At 36.0% G+C, this 16,490-nt stretch carries 11 protein-coding genes; 10 read left to right on the plus strand and 1 reads right to left on the minus strand.

The window, feature by feature from the left end:
- Positions 1–158: 158 nt before the first annotated feature.
- Positions 159–1,250, minus strand: coding sequence for a Nif3-like dinuclear metal center hexameric protein (locus ENO17_09160; protein HER25202.1), 1,092 nt, complete (start codon positions 1,248–1,250; stop codon positions 159–161).
- 237 nt (positions 1,251–1,487) lie between these two features.
- On the opposite strand from ENO17_09160, the gene ENO17_09165 reads away from it, so the two are divergent.
- The 10 genes from ENO17_09165 to ENO17_09210 form a co-directional block, all read left to right on the plus strand.
- On the plus strand, positions 1,488–2,717 hold the full coding sequence (locus tag ENO17_09165) for a U32 family peptidase (protein ID HER25203.1): 1,230 nt from the start codon (positions 1,488–1,490) through the stop codon (positions 2,715–2,717).
- Positions 2,718–3,228: 511 nt separating this feature from the next.
- Positions 3,229–4,215: a TAXI family TRAP transporter solute-binding subunit gene (locus ENO17_09170; protein HER25204.1), complete on the plus strand. Its 987-nt coding sequence runs from the start codon at positions 3,229–3,231 to the stop codon at positions 4,213–4,215.
- A 108-nt stretch (positions 4,216–4,323) separates the two neighbouring features.
- Entirely contained in the window at positions 4,324–6,213 is a 1,890-nt protein-coding gene (locus tag ENO17_09175; protein ID HER25205.1) for a TRAP transporter permease, read from the plus strand.
- A gap of 39 nt (positions 6,214–6,252) precedes the next feature.
- Entirely contained in the window at positions 6,253–7,296 is a 1,044-nt protein-coding gene (locus ENO17_09180; GenBank protein HER25206.1) for a DUF4392 domain-containing protein, read from the plus strand.
- Positions 7,297–7,386: 90 nt separating this feature from the next.
- Positions 7,387–8,574, plus strand: coding sequence for a hypothetical protein (locus ENO17_09185; protein HER25207.1), 1,188 nt, complete (start codon positions 7,387–7,389; stop codon positions 8,572–8,574).
- A 49-nt stretch (positions 8,575–8,623) separates the two neighbouring features.
- A complete protein-coding gene (locus tag ENO17_09190) occupies positions 8,624–12,274 on the plus strand; it encodes a hypothetical protein (protein ID HER25208.1) in 3,651 nt (1,216 codons plus the stop codon).
- Between the two features lie 79 nt (positions 12,275–12,353).
- Positions 12,354–14,258 carry a TRAP transporter fused permease subunit gene (locus ENO17_09195; protein HER25209.1) on the plus strand — a complete coding sequence of 635 codons (1,905 nt, stop codon included), beginning with the start codon at positions 12,354–12,356 and terminating at the stop codon, positions 14,256–14,258.
- A gap of 124 nt (positions 14,259–14,382) precedes the next feature.
- A complete protein-coding gene (locus ENO17_09200) occupies positions 14,383–15,396 on the plus strand; it encodes a TAXI family TRAP transporter solute-binding subunit (protein HER25210.1) in 1,014 nt (337 codons plus the stop codon).
- A 64-nt stretch (positions 15,397–15,460) separates the two neighbouring features.
- Positions 15,461–15,853, plus strand: a complete 393-nt coding sequence (locus tag ENO17_09205; GenBank protein HER25211.1) for a hypothetical protein — start codon at positions 15,461–15,463, stop codon at positions 15,851–15,853.
- Between the two features lie 156 nt (positions 15,854–16,009).
- Positions 16,010–16,490, plus strand: a 481-nt coding sequence (locus ENO17_09210; GenBank protein ID HER25212.1) for a GntR family transcriptional regulator, incomplete at its 3' end; no start/stop codon positions are given.

A 16,490-nucleotide genomic window follows, 5' to 3' on the forward strand; every position in this document is an offset into this window, starting at 1 on the left:
ACTACAAACTCTTCCAGTATCATACTAACATATTTAGTTGATAATTTAGATATTCTTATCGTACAAGGGGTCGGATTTATCCGACCCAAGTATTTTGGTATTTTTTCAGTGGGCTCGATGAATTGAGACCCTACTTATTACTTGTTACTCATCACTTATTATAGTACTTGATATGGTGATTCCATTTTATTGCTTCTAATCAAAATATCTTGGTGAATTCCCAGTTTTATCATTTGATTATAAAGAGCATCAACGAAAAATTTTTCCGTATCAAAATGTTCAACATCCAAAACATTCAACCCCAATTCTTTGGCTCGGATTGCAGTATGATAGGTGATATCTCCAGTTAAATATAAATCAACATCTTGCTGGCTAACTTGTTCTAAGAGAGAACCACCGGCTCCAGTACATAGGGCTACTTTTTTTATTTTTCTATTGTTGGATTTAATAAGTCTGGTATAGCGAGCTTGGAGTTGATTTTTCACTTCCAGGGAGAATTTAGAAATTTCTACTTCTTCATCTATCTCTCCGATTAAACCTATCCCATAAGAAGGTTTTGTTTTAAGTTCGTATAGATCAAAAGCCGGTTCTTCGTAAGGATGAATATCTTTTATTGCGTGTACAACTGATTTCAAATTTCTTTCTGTTACCACAGTCTCTATTTTTATCTCTTGGACGGTCTCTTTTTTACCTATTTTTCCGATAAATGGATTGGTTCCTTCCATTGGTTTAAAAGTTCCTTGGCCGGCAACATTAAAAGACGTTTCAGTATATTTGCCAATCTTTCCCGCTCCTGCTTCAAAGATTGCCTGGCTAACTTTATCGGCATGCTGACCAGGAACATATACTGCCAGCTTGAAAATTTTTTCTGAACTGCTCTGCAGAGGAGAAATTTTCTTTATCTTTAATAAATTAGCTACATAATCATTTAATCCCCCTTCGGCCAGGTCGTAATTCGTATGCATTGATAAAAGATTGATTTGACTGCTGATGACCTGATAGAGCAGAGGATTTTTTTGCTTGGTAATCTGTTTCAAGGGAGAAAAGAGAAGAGGATGATGGACGATAATTAAATTTGCTTTATTTTCTATGGCTTCATCTAAGATGCTTTGAGTTAAATCTAAGGATAGCAATATTTTTGTTATCGGAGATTCAAGGTCGGCAAATTGAATACCACTATTATCAAAACTTTCCTGCAAGAAAAAAGGGGCAACTTTATCTAAATTATTTAAAAGATTTTTTACCTTCATTTTTTCACCTTCTCTTGATAGAGCACACTTATTTCTATCTTTTTTTCACCTATTTAACCAGGTAATTAATTAAACAACTAACTAATTTTCAATTCGATACCCGATATTATATTCCCCCAGCCTATTAGGCGAATTTATCTAAACTATGTTATCATTATAGTATATTTTTTACAATTTGAAATAAAAATAGCAAATTAATTGAATTGCAAAACTACTTCAATCAAGAGGGGATAAAAAATGAAAAGACCGGAATTATTGGCCCCGGCTGGCAGTTTAGAAAAATTAAAGATGGCAATTATTTATGGAGCAGATGCCGTATATTTAGGCGGCGAAAATTTCGGATTAAGAGCAGGAGCGAAAAACTTTACTCTAAAACAATTATCAGAAGGGATAAAATTTGCCCATGAAAGAGGTAGGAGGATTTATCTAACTCTTAACATAATTCCTCACAATGAAGACCTGGAAGGATTACCCGAATATGTATCAAAATTAAGGGAATTGGGTTTAGATGCAGTCATCGTATCAGATCCAGGGGTGCTAAAAATAGTGAAAAATATTATTCCGGAGATGGAGATTCATTTAAGTACCCAGGCAAATTCCACTAATTACGCAGCGGTGAATTTCTGGTATGAACAGGGGATTAGAAGGATAATTCTATCTCGGGAATTATCCTTAAGCGAGATAAAAGAAATAATAAAAAAATCTCCTCCTGATATGAAAATTGAAACCTTTATACATGGAGCTATGTGTATTTCCTATTCGGGTAGATGCCTATTAAGTAATTATATGATAAATCGGGATGCCAACCGGGGAGATTGCGCCCATTCCTGCAGATGGAGATATTATCTTATGGAAGAGACCAGACCGGGGGAATATTTTCCGGTATACGAAGATAAGAAGGGGGCTTACTTTTTTAATTCTAAAGACCTGTGTATGATAGAACACATTCCTTCACTAATAAAAGCAGGGATATCTGCTTTTAAAATTGAAGGGAGAATGAAGAGTTCGTTTTATGTCGCAACCGTGGTCAAGGCTTATCGCCAGCTTATTGACAGTTATCTTTCAAAACCGAGTGAATTTTCTTATGATGAAAAATGGTCAGATGAGATAAAAAAAGTGAGTCATAGATATTTTACTACCGGATTTTACTTTAGCAAACCAGGCGGAGAGGAACAAAGATATGATAGCTGCGATTATGTCCAGACTTATGATTTTGCCGGACTGATACTTGATTATAATACTGACAATCAGATAGCTATCATAGAACAGAAAAACAGGATATTTGTAGGAGATGAAATTGAAATATTTGGTCCGGATAATGATTTTTTCACCCAGAAAATCGAGAAAATGTGGAATGAAGAGGGGGGAGAAATCGAAGTTGCCCCCCATGCTAAACAAATTATCAGAATAAAAATGTCTAAAGCGGTCAAACCCTGGTATATTATCAGAAAATTTAATAAAGTTTAGAAATAATAAATTTTCCAAATTACAAGTCTTCTGACCTCTATGTTACCCTCTATCTCTTATTTAAACAGGTAAAAATCTTTCTTGAGAATTCTTTCTGATTAATATCTACAAATAATTGAAAAAAAATTAAATTTTTTTTAAAAAAAAGAAGGATTTTTAAATTTTATTTGGTATAATATTATTATAAGCATGGTATACCGTATACCAAAATAAATAATCGCTTTAGCATACCAAGGGAAAAAAGAATTAATTCCCTTATTTTATCAAGGATATACGAAGGAAATTGCTAAAATAGTGGAAGAGATGAGCTTTAAAGTAAAGACTAACAACCTTTTATAAAAGCTTAATATAAAAAGTGTGACTTGTTGTGGTTTATATTATTTGAATAGTGAGAACATTTCGATATAGGTTAATCGATTAAAATTTTTTATGAAGAGAAAGCAATATAGGAATATCCCAAGTATTTGCAAGAGCTTTAATCTATCATATGCAAATAACTGGGAAATAAAAAATGAAAGGAGGTGAAAAAATGTCTATCAGATTTAAAATAAAGGCCTGTTCTTTAATAATAGTGGTTTTACTGGTCAGTATTTTTTCTATTTCTGTCTTTTCTGCTCAGCAATATGATTTGTTAGTGATGTCTTCGGTTATAGGTGGAATTGGTTTTCAGTATTCTTCAGGCGTAGCAAGGGTTTTAGGTGTAGTATTGCCGGATGCCAGGGTAACCATGGAAGCAACTTCAGGTTATATCGATAATGCTAAAAGATTATATGCAGGTTTTGGAGACTTGGGTATCGTATCTCATGATACAGCTCGAGAAGTTTATTTGAATGAAGGTGCTTTTGGAGGAAAAGGAACTTCTCTGCTAACGATAGCTCCAATACACATCCTATACTGGAATCTGGTTGTCAATGAAGATAGTCCAATTAAAACAATTTGGGATCTGGAAGGTAAGAGAGTCAATCTTCAACCAAAGGGTTCTTCTGCCGAATCAACTGCTGCAAAATTATTTGAAGCATTAAAAATAAATATTATACCATCTTACTACCGTCATACTGAAGCGGCTGAAGGTATGAGAACGGGAGCCATTGATTCTCATTGGCAGGGAGGTTCCAATCCTACCTGGATGGAATATTCTGTGAGGAAACCGGTTCGAGTGATTGAATTTAGTGATGAAGATGTTGCTAAAATTCGTAAAGAATTGCCTTTTTTGAGTAAAGTAAGTTTCCCTGCAGGTGATTATTATGAAGGTTCGGGCAATGTTCAGGTGGTAGGAACATGGGCATTATTAATGTGCCGAGAAAATTTGGAAGAAGATGTTGTTTATGAGATTACCAAGGGAATGTATGAACACAAAGATCTTATGTTAGCGGCTCATCCCGGCGCTGCAGATATGGGTCTGGATAAAGTCTTAGATTGTACCGTCCCTTATCATCCAGGCGCAATTAAGTATTATCAAGAAAATGGCGTTCAAATACCATCAGAATTAATTCCATAAGCAGATTCAACAAAAAGAATCGTCAGTCTCCCTGATTAAAAATATCGGGGGGACTGATGATGGAAATATTCTTCATTTTAATAGAAAGAAAAATAAAGTTGGTGTTTTATGACAAAAGACAATGAAAAGGATAAAAATATTGATAAGATAAGTTTATCATTCAGTAAATATATTCAGTTAATGGCTATTTTAATGTCTGTTTTTCATCTGTACACTGCCGCTACCATACCTTTTGATGTGTTTGTTCAGAGATCTGTCCACTTAATGTTTGTTTTTTCAATGATATTTTTATTACACCCCTGGCGCAAGAAAAAAATTAGCTGGATTGATATTATTTTTACTGTTTTAGGTGTGTTAAGTTGTATCTATATATTTGTAAATTATGTCAGTATCTCGATGCAAGGTGGTTTATCTATTGGTATTCAATATTTATTCGGCATTATTGCAGTTTTATTGATTTTGGAAGCCTGTCGCAGAGCTATAGGTCTGGCACTGCCAATTTTAGCCATTGTGTTTATATTATATGCTCGATTTGGTGCTTACATCCCTGGTATATGGGGGCATCGGGGTTTAAGTATAGAAAGAATATTCGGATTTTTATATCTTACTTCCGATGGTATCTGGAGTATACCTTTAGGAGTGTCTGCAACTACAGTGGTAATGTTTGTTATTTTTGGACAATTTTTAAATGAGGCTGGAGTAGGTAAATTTTTTATGGAATTTTCACAGGCTATTGCGGGTAAGATGGTTGGAGGACGTGCACAGGTTGCCGTTATCAGCAGTGCTTTATTTGGGACAATAAGTGGAAGTTCAACTGCGAATGTAGCGACAACCGGTTCATTTACCATTCCTCTTATGAAAAGTTCAGGGTATAAACCGGAATTTGCCGGTGCGGTAGAAGCTGTGGCTTCAACGGGGGGACAAATTATGCCGCCGGTGATGGGTGCCGGTGCTTTTATTATGGCTGAAATGCTGGGAATGAAGTATTTTTCAATCTGTAAAGCAGCTGCCATCCCGGCTATTCTCTACTTCACGAGCGTTTTTTTATGTGTTCGATTCCGTTCACTATTAATGGGATTCAAAAAGGAAAAATCATCTATTCAATTGAAAAGGGTATTATTTAAAAATGGTTATCTGATATTGCCTCTTATGGTCATTATATATTACATTGTCCAGGGATTTTCACCAATGAGAGCCGCTTTCTATGGTGTTATCGCAACAATCATTGTTAGTCTATTTAACCGGGAGGTTAGAAAAAATCCCAAGATATTTTTTAAAGCACTGGAATATGGAGCAAAAAATACAGTGGGGGTGGCTATTGCCTGTGCCTGTGCAGGAATTGTGTTAGGTATTGTCTCTATGACTGGTTTAGGGATAAAAATGAATACAGTGATTTTAGCAATGAGTGGTGGCAATATTGTTTATGCTTTATTATTAGCCATGCTCGGCAGTATTATTCTTGGTATGGGTCTTCCCACGGCAGTTGCTTATATTATTGCTGCGATTGTCGCCTGTCCGGCTTTAATTGAATTGGGTATAGCTCCATTAGCAGCTCATATGTTTGTTTTTTATTTTGCTATTTTAGGGACAATTACTCCACCAGTCTGTTTGTCTGTCTATGTAGCTTCGGGAATAGCCCAATCTAACTGGCTAAAGACTGCTTATTATGCCATGATGATGGCTTTGCCGGGATTTATTATCCCCTATGTATTTGTGAATGATTATTCAATTCTCATGATAGGAACAACATCTCATATTTTAAGAACATCAGTTACTGCTCTAATTGGTATATTCGCATTAGCTATCGCTACGATGGGTTATTTTCTAATCCGGGTTAATTTCCTGGAAAGAATCTTTATGATGATTGCTGGTATTCTTCTAATCTTTCCTGATTTTAAGATAAGTATATTAGGTATTATTATAGTTGTTTTTGTTTACCTCTATCAAAGGTATAGAAGAAAAGGTGAAGAAAAACAGTTTTTAGAGGCAAAAGCATAGTAGAATTAAATTTAACTTTAATTTTTATGGAGGAAACAGATGAATTCAATCACTCAAACGGATAAAAAAATTGTTGATATATTTGAGCAGATCGATCATTTAATTAATTTAGATATTCCCGGAAGGGGAGTAGTTAAGTTTTTGTATCAATCTATCAGGGAGAAAGTAGATTATCCATTAACTTTACTTGCTAGTCAAAAATTAAATCAAATTTTAAAAATGGGAGATATTGTTTTTATAGCTACTGGCTGGCCGGATAGACCGGAAATAACTCCTGATATTGCAGAAACAGATGGTCCGCCGGGAGCAGCAGCTTTAGCTAGAGCTATTAACAGAGCCTACCATGCTGTACCATTCATCTTTATTGAAGAAAACTTGGTTCAGGCCATGACAATGGTAGTGAATGCAGCGGGTTTGAAAGTATTGCCACCTACACAAGCGATAAAAACGCCGAAATATCATGCCCCAATTAATTCAGCCTCAGTCCTTTCTTTCCCAATTGAAAAAGAAATAGCAATGAAGAAAGCTTGCGAATTTATTGTGAAATATCATCCCAAAGCAATGATTACTATTGAAAAAGGAGGAATGAATGAAAAAGAAGTGATTCATACCAGCAGAGGTGCTGATTCCACGAAGTATATGGCTAAAATTGATTATTTGGTTCAGGAATCAATCAAAAACAATATCACTACCATTGGTATCGGAGATGGTGGAAATGAAATTGGAATGGGCTGTATTCGGGAGGAAATAAAAAAATATCTTCCTTTTGGTGATAGGTGTAAATGTCCTTGTCAAGCTGGAATAGCTCCGGCAACCAAGACGGATTTTCTTATTACAGCGGCAATTTCGAATTGGGGCGCCTATGGATTAGCTGCTGGCCTTGCTTTATTGAAGAATGATATTAATATCTTTCATGATAGGGAACTAGAAAAGAGAGTATTACAAAAAGCAGCTGATGCTTGCTTTATTGACGGAATAAATGGATATACTGAACCTGGTGCTGATGGTTTACCTTCTAGAGTTCATGAGTCCTTTGTTGAAATCTTACAGGAATTAATAGCAAAAGGGGTGAAGCAATTATAATTGAAAGATATAGTTTGATTATAAAGACAAGTAAATATTTCGTTAAAATAATTTCTGAATGAACAAAAATTAAAAAAGAGGAATTTTAAAATGGAAATTAAAACAATTACTATCTGCGGAGGAGGCAATGCCGCCCATGCCATGATTCCCATTATCCGAAAACATTTTTCCGGTCAGCTCAATCTTTTTCTTCCCTATGGGGATGAAGCCAATCATTTTCAAAAATTAATTAATGAGAAAAGATTTTTAACTGCAACAATAAAAGATGATAAATTATATGGTCGGCCGGATAAGGTGAGTAAGTTTGCCAAAGAAGTATGCCAAGAAGCAGATTTAATACTCATGCCCTTACCCGCCTTCGCCCACGAACATACACTACTCAAAATGGTTCCCTATTTAAAAGAAGACGCAATCATCGGCGCAATTCCGGCTAGAAGCGGTTTTGAATATGCTGCTTTAAAGATTTTAAAAGATAATCATAAAGAAAAAGTGAAGATATTTGGTATGCAGACTCTTCCCTGGGCTTGTCGAATAACAGAATATGCTATTAGTGTAAATATATTAGGAAAGAAAAAGTCGGTCGGAATGGCTGCCTTTCCTCACCAGATCACTTCTGAATTATCTTCTTTCTTATCCCACGTGCTCGATTTAAAAATTGAACCTTTACCAAATATGTTAACCCTCACTCTGGCAAATGTCGGGCAGATTATTCACCCCGGAATAATGTATGGACTTTTCAAAGGGAAAGAGCAAAAAAAATATAAAGAAGACGAGATACCATTATTCTATCAAGGAGTAACTAAAGAGATTGCCACAACATTAAAAGCCATCAGTGATGAAATATTAGTATTAACTGAAAAAATTAAGGTTAGGAATAAAAATATTAATTTAGACTACGTTTTAGGCCTGAAGGATTGGTTGATATATTCTTATGAAAGTTCTATTGCAGATCAAAGCACTTTACAAAATTGTTTTACTACCAACCAGGCTTATCAGGGTTTGCGTGCACCGGTAAAAAAAGAGAATGATTATTTTGTACCGGATTTTCAAGCACGTTACTTAACCGAAGATGTGCCATTCGGTTTAGTCGTTATCAAATCTATTGCTCAATTGGCCGAAGTGCAGACACCCGTTATTGATGAAATCATTTTAACCATTAGCCAATGGATGCAAAAAGAATATATAAAGGGAGGTTTCTTAAAAGGAAAAGACATAAAAGACGCTAGAATTCCTCAGAATTACGGAATTAAGAATTTAGAAGAAATTACGATATATTAATTTATTTATTTAAATTTCAATATTTTTTTACAGTGAAAAGGAGAGAATAATGGATAGACCGATAAAAAGAAGAGTACTAAACTGCTCTATTGACCCTTGTGTTCACACTTTAGGGGTCGAAAAATTTGCTGAATGGATGGAAACGATGGGGATAGGTTATCTTGCGATAAAATTAGGCCCTGCTGTATCCATTGATGAACTTATAGATAAAATAAGAGAATCAAAACCGGAAGTGGTATCTTTTTGTTACCGCTTAGGTGATCTGCATGTTGATGAAATAATCGTTGAATTGGTAGAAAAAGTTTACAAATATGGACTTGAACCGGCCAAAAGCGGCATTCGTTATTGCTTTGGAGGTTTAAGGCCGGCTGCTAATCTAGTGAGAGCAATGAGTGGATTACCTATTTTAGAAGATAAATTTTCCCCCAATAAAGACCGGCATTTTAATTTAGAAAAGATTGCAGAGGATTATAGGGGAAATGAAAAATTTCAAAATTTCTTTGCTTTAGTGGTGGATGATTATGTTACTATGGCTGAATTGGATGAGTTCGCACGTAATCGGATCAAAATTGCCAAAGAAAAAATTCTTTGGTCTGATGATCTCTTGGAAAGAATAGAACAGGTGCGCGATTTAGAGGGAAGGCCGATTATTCGAGCTCATATCGGAGCTGCAGCTGAGACCATCAAACCAACAGTGGATGGTGTAAGAGCTTTAAGTGAAGCAGGGTGTTTGGAAATAATTTCTTTGGCGCCTGATCAGGTTACTCAAGCTTTTTTACCAAAATTTGATCGGGGAGAAGAGGACCCCAAGAAATACCGTAACGGAGAAGGGGGAGCTCCTATTCGAAGCAGAGAAGATTTAAAAGCTTTAAAAGATGCAACTAAATGTGGTAACTGGCCTATGACCAGAATTTATTCCGGAACTGATGAACTAGTGGAAGCGGCAAAAATATTTGAGGAAACACTGCATATGCCTTTCCCAGCAGTGCCAATATTTTTTTACAATCGTTTAGATGGAAGAGGACCGCTTTCAATTTTAGACGGAATCAATGAACATTTTAATACCATGCGTTGGTGGGCTTCCATTGATAAACCTCTGGAAATCAATGACCCTCATCAATGGCAGCTGCGAAGATGTTCTGATGATATGTATGTTACAGACCACATTCTTTGTGGAGTTGTCGCCTTAAAAATGGGGCTAAAAAACTATGTTATGCAGTTGATGTTTGATCTCCCCCCGGAAATAGAACCTTTAAACGATTTAGCTAAAATGAAAGCCGCCTTTGAGATTATCGAGCCTTTAACCAGACATTTTGATTATAAAATTATTAAAGAAACTCGAGGGGGACTTTCCAGTTTCCCACCCAATTTAGATAAAGCTAAAAGCCATTTGGCTATGACTACTTACTGGCAGATGTTTATGGAGCCGGATATTGTACATGTAGTCAGTTATTGTGAAGCTCACCATGATGCAAAACCGGAAGATATTGTTGCCAGTTGTGATATTACCAAACAATCCTTTGAAGAATATTATCGAGCGCCCCTTCCAGGCATTTGGAATATTCCGCAGGTAGCTGCCCGCAAGGAAGAGTTGAAAAAAGGAGCCATGTATAATATTTTTCATTTAGCTTTAATGGGAGGATATGAGGGAAAAGTAACTTTAGAAAATTTCTCAAAATTTTCAGTTTCCAAAGAAGAATCTGCAAAAAGAGAAAAAACAGAAGAACAAGAAATGAATTATGAAACGTTATTATTAGATCTCATCGATGGGAAAAATTATCCTTCCGGTGAGTGCAATATGATCAGTGCCGATAATCTAGATTTAGCTTTACAGGTAGGATTATTTCAGGCACCACAGGTTACCGTCATTGATAAACGTTATGAATTGTCCGGTATGTGCAGAACTAAAATTGTTGACGGAACCTGTAGAATCGATACTTTTTGCGGGGGGAAAGTTAATGACGAATTTGAGAGAGTGGATATAGTGAGAAATAAATTCCCCTGGTATTTTGATAAAAATGTCAGCCAATCAGATGATTGGTCAGTGTTAGCAGATTCAAAAGATGTCATTGAAGAAGATAGTACCCAGGCTTTTAGAGCAGAATTAGGAATTAACAACTTTGAAAACAAGAAAGTTCTTGCCGTTGATTTTGGCAGTACCTATACCAAAGTAGCCATTTTTGAAACGGGTACAGATGATGTTGATTTACGCTATATTCCCACTACTATTAATGATATTCGGGAAGGGTTAGCGAATGGATTAGGATGCCTTCCCGAATGCCAAAAAGCAGGAAATTGGGATCCTTTGAAGGAAAAAATGGATGAATTTGATATCAAATTACCCTGTAGTAGTGCAAAGGGTGGATTAAAGATGATTACCGTATCCTTGACCGCTCGAGAAAGTGGTTTTGCAGCCGACCTTGCTGCTTTGACTGCCGGAGCAAAACTTTTAAATAGCTACCACGGGAAATTATCCGAAGAAGAAGCAAGAAATATATACTTAAATGACCAACCAGAGATCATACTATTGACTGGTGGAGTTAATGATGGTGGTGATTCGGGAACAGTCCTGCATAATGCGAGGATTTTAGCCAAGACCGCAAAATTAGCAACTTACGCAAAATATGGTATACCAATCATTTATTCAGGAAATGAAGATGTAAAAGAAGAGGTAAAAGATATTTTCCAAAAACATAATATTGATGCAAAGGTTACCGAAAATCTTATGCCCGAAGTGAATAACTATAATATTGAAGTAGTAAATGAAGCTATTCGGGAATTATTCCAGACCGTGGTTATCCGGGGTAAGGGATTTGATGTGGTTGAAGAATATATGAGTGCAAAGTTTATTCCTACTCCTCGAGCTGCCTTCCTGGGCATTAATCTGTTGGCACGCGGTTATGGGAAGGAAGAAGGTTTGGGAAATATTGTAGCTTTGGATGTCGGGGGGTGCACTACTGACTTCTTCTCTAATGTACGTTCTAATCCATTATATCTCTACCCCTGGGAAGATCCCAAGAAAAAAGCAAAAAGAACTATATTAAAAACCCCCAATTATCCTTTAGCTTACCGAAGAGTAGAAGGAAAATATGGATTAGCCTATAATGCAGAAAATTTAATGGAATTAGATAAATTTAAAAGCGGGAGAATAGAAAAGGAAATTAGTGAAGATTTTAATCAAAAGTATCCTAATTTTAAGGGAAATGGTGATAATCTTGGTCAATTTCTTAAGAAAAAAGACGGAAAGTGGTCTATACAACTAAGTAAATACCTGAAATGGATTCATAATAATCCGCATATAATGCCTAAAACAGAAGAAGAAAATTTTGTAAGAAGTATTCTTGCTAAAGAAACTTTGGCTATTGCTACTGCTAATAATGTAGGACATGTAAAAGAGACCGATGTCTATTTCCTACAGGAAGGGATCAATTTCTTTACTCAAGATTGTACTTTGGTTTTAGTGGGTGGAACCATTTACCATAAGTGTAAGGAAAATAAGGATTATCTTTGGGAAAACATAAAGACGATTGCTAAAGGAGCGCTCTTTAACGCGGAGGAATATACAACCTTACGCTCCAATAGTAAAGTATTGCTTGATGCTTCTTATATTCTTTCAACCGTTGGTGGGCTTTATGGAAGGCTTGACCCGGAAAAAGCTATCCGTATTTTGAAAAAGCATTTCAAAACTTTAGAGTTATAGATAAAAATTTTCAAAATAAAATAGTATTATTGGTAATACTTTGAAAAGTAAAGAAATATTTTGAATAAGGAAGGAAAATATGACATCAATTCGAACGGATAAAAAAAATATATTTAACAGAACCAGCGTATTGTTTTGGGGTGGATTACTATTTGCTATTGCTCAATTAACACTTCCTATTTTTTTATCTTTAATAGATTTGCAATTGAGGGCGATTCATATTATTTTAGGTATTTCACTTGCCTCATTAGCTTTCCCTTACGGTAAATCAAAGGTAGAACAAACGAAGCTTTCCATTTGGGATTTATTTGTCATTGTGGTAATAGTAGCCGCTAATGTCAATACATTTTTAAAGGCTATGCAGATTTATATGGTTCCTGGAAGTGCTTCTACCATTGATTTAATTATAGGCTCGGCTTTAATTTTAATCATTCTTGATGCAGCTCGTAGGTCAGTAGGATGGGCTATACCAATATTTGTTGCACTTTTGTTTCTCTATGTCTTAGCTGGTCCAGTAATGCCGGGGATGTGGAGGTTAGCAGGCCTATCCTGGAAATTTGTTATTAATTCAGTCTATTTTTCCCCATTAGGTATTTATGGAAGCATTACCGGAATGTCGGCAACTTTTATTGGTATGTTTATCATTTTTGGTGCCCTTATCTCTGGTGCCGGCGGGGGAAAGACCTTTATTGATCTTGCTCTCGCCCTAACTGGGCGGTATCGCGGCGGACCGGCCAAAACCGCTGTGGTATCCAGTGCACTTTTTGGCAGTATCTCCGGAAGCGGAGTGGCTAATGTCTCTGTTACCGGAAATTATACTATTCCTTTAATGAAAAGATTGGGTTATGACCCTGATTTTGCTGCCGGAGTGGAAGCTATTGCTTCAACCGGTGGTGGTATTACCCCTCCTATTATGAGTGTAGCAGCATTTATCATGGCCGAATTTTTAGGGTTACCTTACATGAAAATTATTGGTTATGCTTTGATACCCTGCTTACTTTATTATACTGGTATCTTTGCTGGGGTTCATTTTGAGACCATACGTTGTGGATTAGCAGCTGTACCAAAAAGTGAAATTCCCAGTTGGAAGAGTATTTTAACATTTAAAAGGCTTGCCTCATTAGTTATTCCCACCGGAGTTCTATTATATTTTATAGCCAAAGGAGTTCCCCTTGTTTTTGCCGGATTTTATGCTTGTGTGGCTATAGTAATTGTCTTTTTGTTATCTAATCTTTCCCTGTCCGGAGCAAAAGAGACAATTATTCAGATAGGGAAGGGATTGAGCGAGGGAGGATTAGGATTAGCGAAAATTGTTCCCATCCTGGTTTCAGTTAATATATTAGTGAATATGATAGGAATCACCGGAATAGCCCCAAAATTAAGTGGATTAATATTGGATATTGGGGGAGAGAATCTATTTTTAGCGCTTTTTATTGCCACCATTATTCCTTTCCTATTGGGAACCTCTCTTCCAGTAGTTCCTACCTATATATTGTCTCTTTCTATCCTGGCACCCTCACTCTTGGAATTGGGAATCGATGAGATAACTGTACACTTGTTTTTTATTTACTGGGCAATTTTAGGCGGGGTAACACCTCCTACCTGCACCCAGGCAATTGTTGCCGCTGGCATTGCTAAAAGTAATTGGTTTAAAACTGCCATAGTTGCAGTGAAACTTGGTATTGTGGCCTTTATTATACCTTACTTTTTTGTCCTTAATCCCGCACTTGTTGCCCGGGGTGACTTTCTTATTGTAATCATTTGCAGTGTAAGTGCATTTATAGGTGCAATTATGATGGCTTTTGGTTTCTTTGCTCGTATAGACAGTCATTTTCACCTTATACTAAGGATATTATTTGTCGGAAGTGGTCTATTGTTGATGTATCCTAACTATACTCTTTCAGCTATTGGTTTTTTGATTGGAGTTCCACTCTTTTTATTTCAATCCTCTATAAATAAAAAATTAGACACTGTAGATGCGTAGTAGATGAGTAAGGTATTTTATAGTAAAAAATATTACTTTCAACTATTTATTATTTTTTATCTACCATCAATTTTATAAAATAAATAGTTGAAAAAAATCCAAAAAAGGAAGGAGGTGAAAAATAATGAAAAAAAGATTATTAACTGGTTTAACGTTGGTTCTAGTTTTAGTTCTTTTAGTAGGCTTAAATACAGCATTCGCTAAAACAACATATCTAAACATGGGGAGTACTTCTTCGACTTCAGGGTTATATGCCTGGGCAGTAGCAACTGCTTCAGTTATCAACAAAGCTGATAATGATATCAGGGTAACCGTTATTGAAAGTGGAGCAGCTCTAGATAATTTAAGACGAATTAAAGATGGCGCTTTTGATTTTGCTTTATGTGTAGATTCTGCTTCCGCCATGCAGCTTTATAAAGGAATAAGCACTTTTGAAGGAGAAGGCTGGGAACCAATAAGGTGGTTGTTCCTTAGAAATGCAATTACTAATAGACTTCACGTTCGAGCTGATTCAGGAATTAAAACTTTTAAAGATTTAGCTGGAAAAAAATTCTGTCCTGGATTCCCAGGGGCTTCCTCAACTACGAATTTTGTAAACTTTAATGAAGTAACAGGGACTGGTATTGAATTAGTACTTGCATCTTTAGGAGATGCAGTTAATTCCTTTAAACAAGGTAAGATTGTAGGATTACAGAAATCAAGCTCCCTAGCTTCTTTAGATTCTTCCTTAATCGAGGTGAATTTAAAAACTCCACTTGCGGTCATCGGTTACAGCGAAGACGATATGAAGAAGATAAGAGCAGCATACCCCTATATCATTTTCTTTGAAACACCAGCTGGTAGCATTAAACAACTTCCCGATCATCCGACCATAATGGAAGAAGGGCAGGTGGTAGGTGCAGTTGCTTCTTCAAATATGTCAGAAGAAGTTGGTTATGAGATAGTAAAAGCTTACGTAGAAGGCCTTGAAAAAGTTGCTGCAGCTTATGCTGGAATAAAGGGATGGGATCCGATTGGAGATGCATTTAAATTGATTGCTCCAGGCGGTGAAATACCAATTCATGCCGGACTTTACAAGTATTGTAAAGAAAAAGGAATCGAAGTTCCAGAACGCTTTATCCCACCAGAATGTAAATAAAGAGAAGATGAAAATGATTAACTTAAATCTTTAGATAGATAAATGCATTGGGAGGTGCTTAAAAATGATGAACTGGAAAAAGCCAAGCTTGTTTTTTATTATAGCACTGTTATTAATTACCTTTGGTTCTATAGTTTTAGCTGCTGATCTCCAAGTTCCCAGTCTGGTGGTTACTCCACTTAGCGGAGAACCTGGTGCAAAATTGACTTTTTATGGTGCTGGATTTATCCCCGGTGAAAAAGTTAAAGTTATTATGACAGTCGATGAAGTGCCCTTTGCTTTTGCTGAAGCAGAAACTGGAGGATTTGTAACCGTTAATGAAAACGGTGCCTTTAAACTTCAATCAAGAGGGGGAATCCCAAAAGTAATGCTAAAACCTGGTATCTATACTATTGAAGCTATTGGAGATAAAGGCTCAAAAGCTTCCGCACCCTTAGAGGTTCTAGAAAAAAAGTAATAGAAGGTAAAAAATCAAGTAATAGATAGTAAGACAATTGGCTTATTATAAAGACGGCCTGATCCAGGCCGTCTTTTATCTAGTTTTATTTAAGAATAAATATTTGTAAAATCAATGTTTTTATTATATATTAAAAATATATAAGGAAGTGGAAATTTGATAAAAAATTCGCAAAGCAGAGAGTTAACTGAATATAATCTAAGATCCGTCCTTAGTGAGAGGGCAGTTACCAGGGATAAAGTCTATTCTATATTAAGCAAAGCTATCTTCCGTGGTGATCTCCCACCCGGCCAGAGATTAGTTGAATCAAAATTAGCTAAATTGATGAAAGTAAGCAGGACTCCGATTAGGGAAGCAATTATAGAATTAGTACAGAAAGGTCTGGTCGTCTCTTCTCCTCCCAAGGGAGTAAAGGTTGCCCCTCTTCCCACTACTAAAGAGCTGAACGAGTTTTACGATATCAATAGCGTTTTACGAGGTTTGGCCACTCGTAAAGCAGTCCAAAATATTACTTATCAAGAGATAAATCAGCTAAAAGAAATTATTCAAAAGAGTGAAGAATATCTAAAAGAGAATTCTTTAAAAAATATTGCTAAATTAAATGTAGAATTTCATTTAGTTATTGAAAAATGCAGCG

The sequence above is a fragment of the Candidatus Atribacteria bacterium genome (assembly GCA_011056645.1).
GTDB lineage: Bacteria > Atribacterota > Phoenicimicrobiia > Phoenicimicrobiales > Phoenicimicrobiaceae > Sediminicultor > Sediminicultor quartus.

Bases quoted from the DNA above. Each gene is read 5' to 3' on its own strand.
- ENO17_09170 (HER25204.1), top strand. From the start codon at position 3,229: ATGAAAGGAGGTGAAAAAATGTCTATCAGATTTAAAATAAAGGCCTGT.
- ENO17_09195 (HER25209.1), top strand. From the start codon at position 12,354: ATGACATCAATTCGAACGGATAAAAAAAATATATTTAACAGAACCAGC.
- ENO17_09205 (HER25211.1), top strand. From the start codon at position 15,461: ATGATGAACTGGAAAAAGCCAAGCTTGTTTTTTATTATAGCACTGTTA.
- ENO17_09200 (HER25210.1), top strand. From the start codon at position 14,383: ATGAAAAAAAGATTATTAACTGGTTTAACGTTGGTTCTAGTTTTAGTT.
- ENO17_09160 (HER25202.1), bottom strand. From the start codon at position 1,250: ATGAAGGTAAAAAATCTTTTAAATAATTTAGATAAAGTTGCCCCTTTT.
- ENO17_09185 (HER25207.1), top strand. From the start codon at position 7,387: ATGGAAATTAAAACAATTACTATCTGCGGAGGAGGCAATGCCGCCCAT.
- ENO17_09175 (HER25205.1), top strand. From the start codon at position 4,324: ATGACAAAAGACAATGAAAAGGATAAAAATATTGATAAGATAAGTTTA.
- ENO17_09190 (HER25208.1), top strand. From the start codon at position 8,624: ATGGATAGACCGATAAAAAGAAGAGTACTAAACTGCTCTATTGACCCT.
- ENO17_09180 (HER25206.1), top strand. From the start codon at position 6,253: ATGAATTCAATCACTCAAACGGATAAAAAAATTGTTGATATATTTGAG.
- ENO17_09165 (HER25203.1), top strand. From the start codon at position 1,488: ATGAAAAGACCGGAATTATTGGCCCCGGCTGGCAGTTTAGAAAAATTA.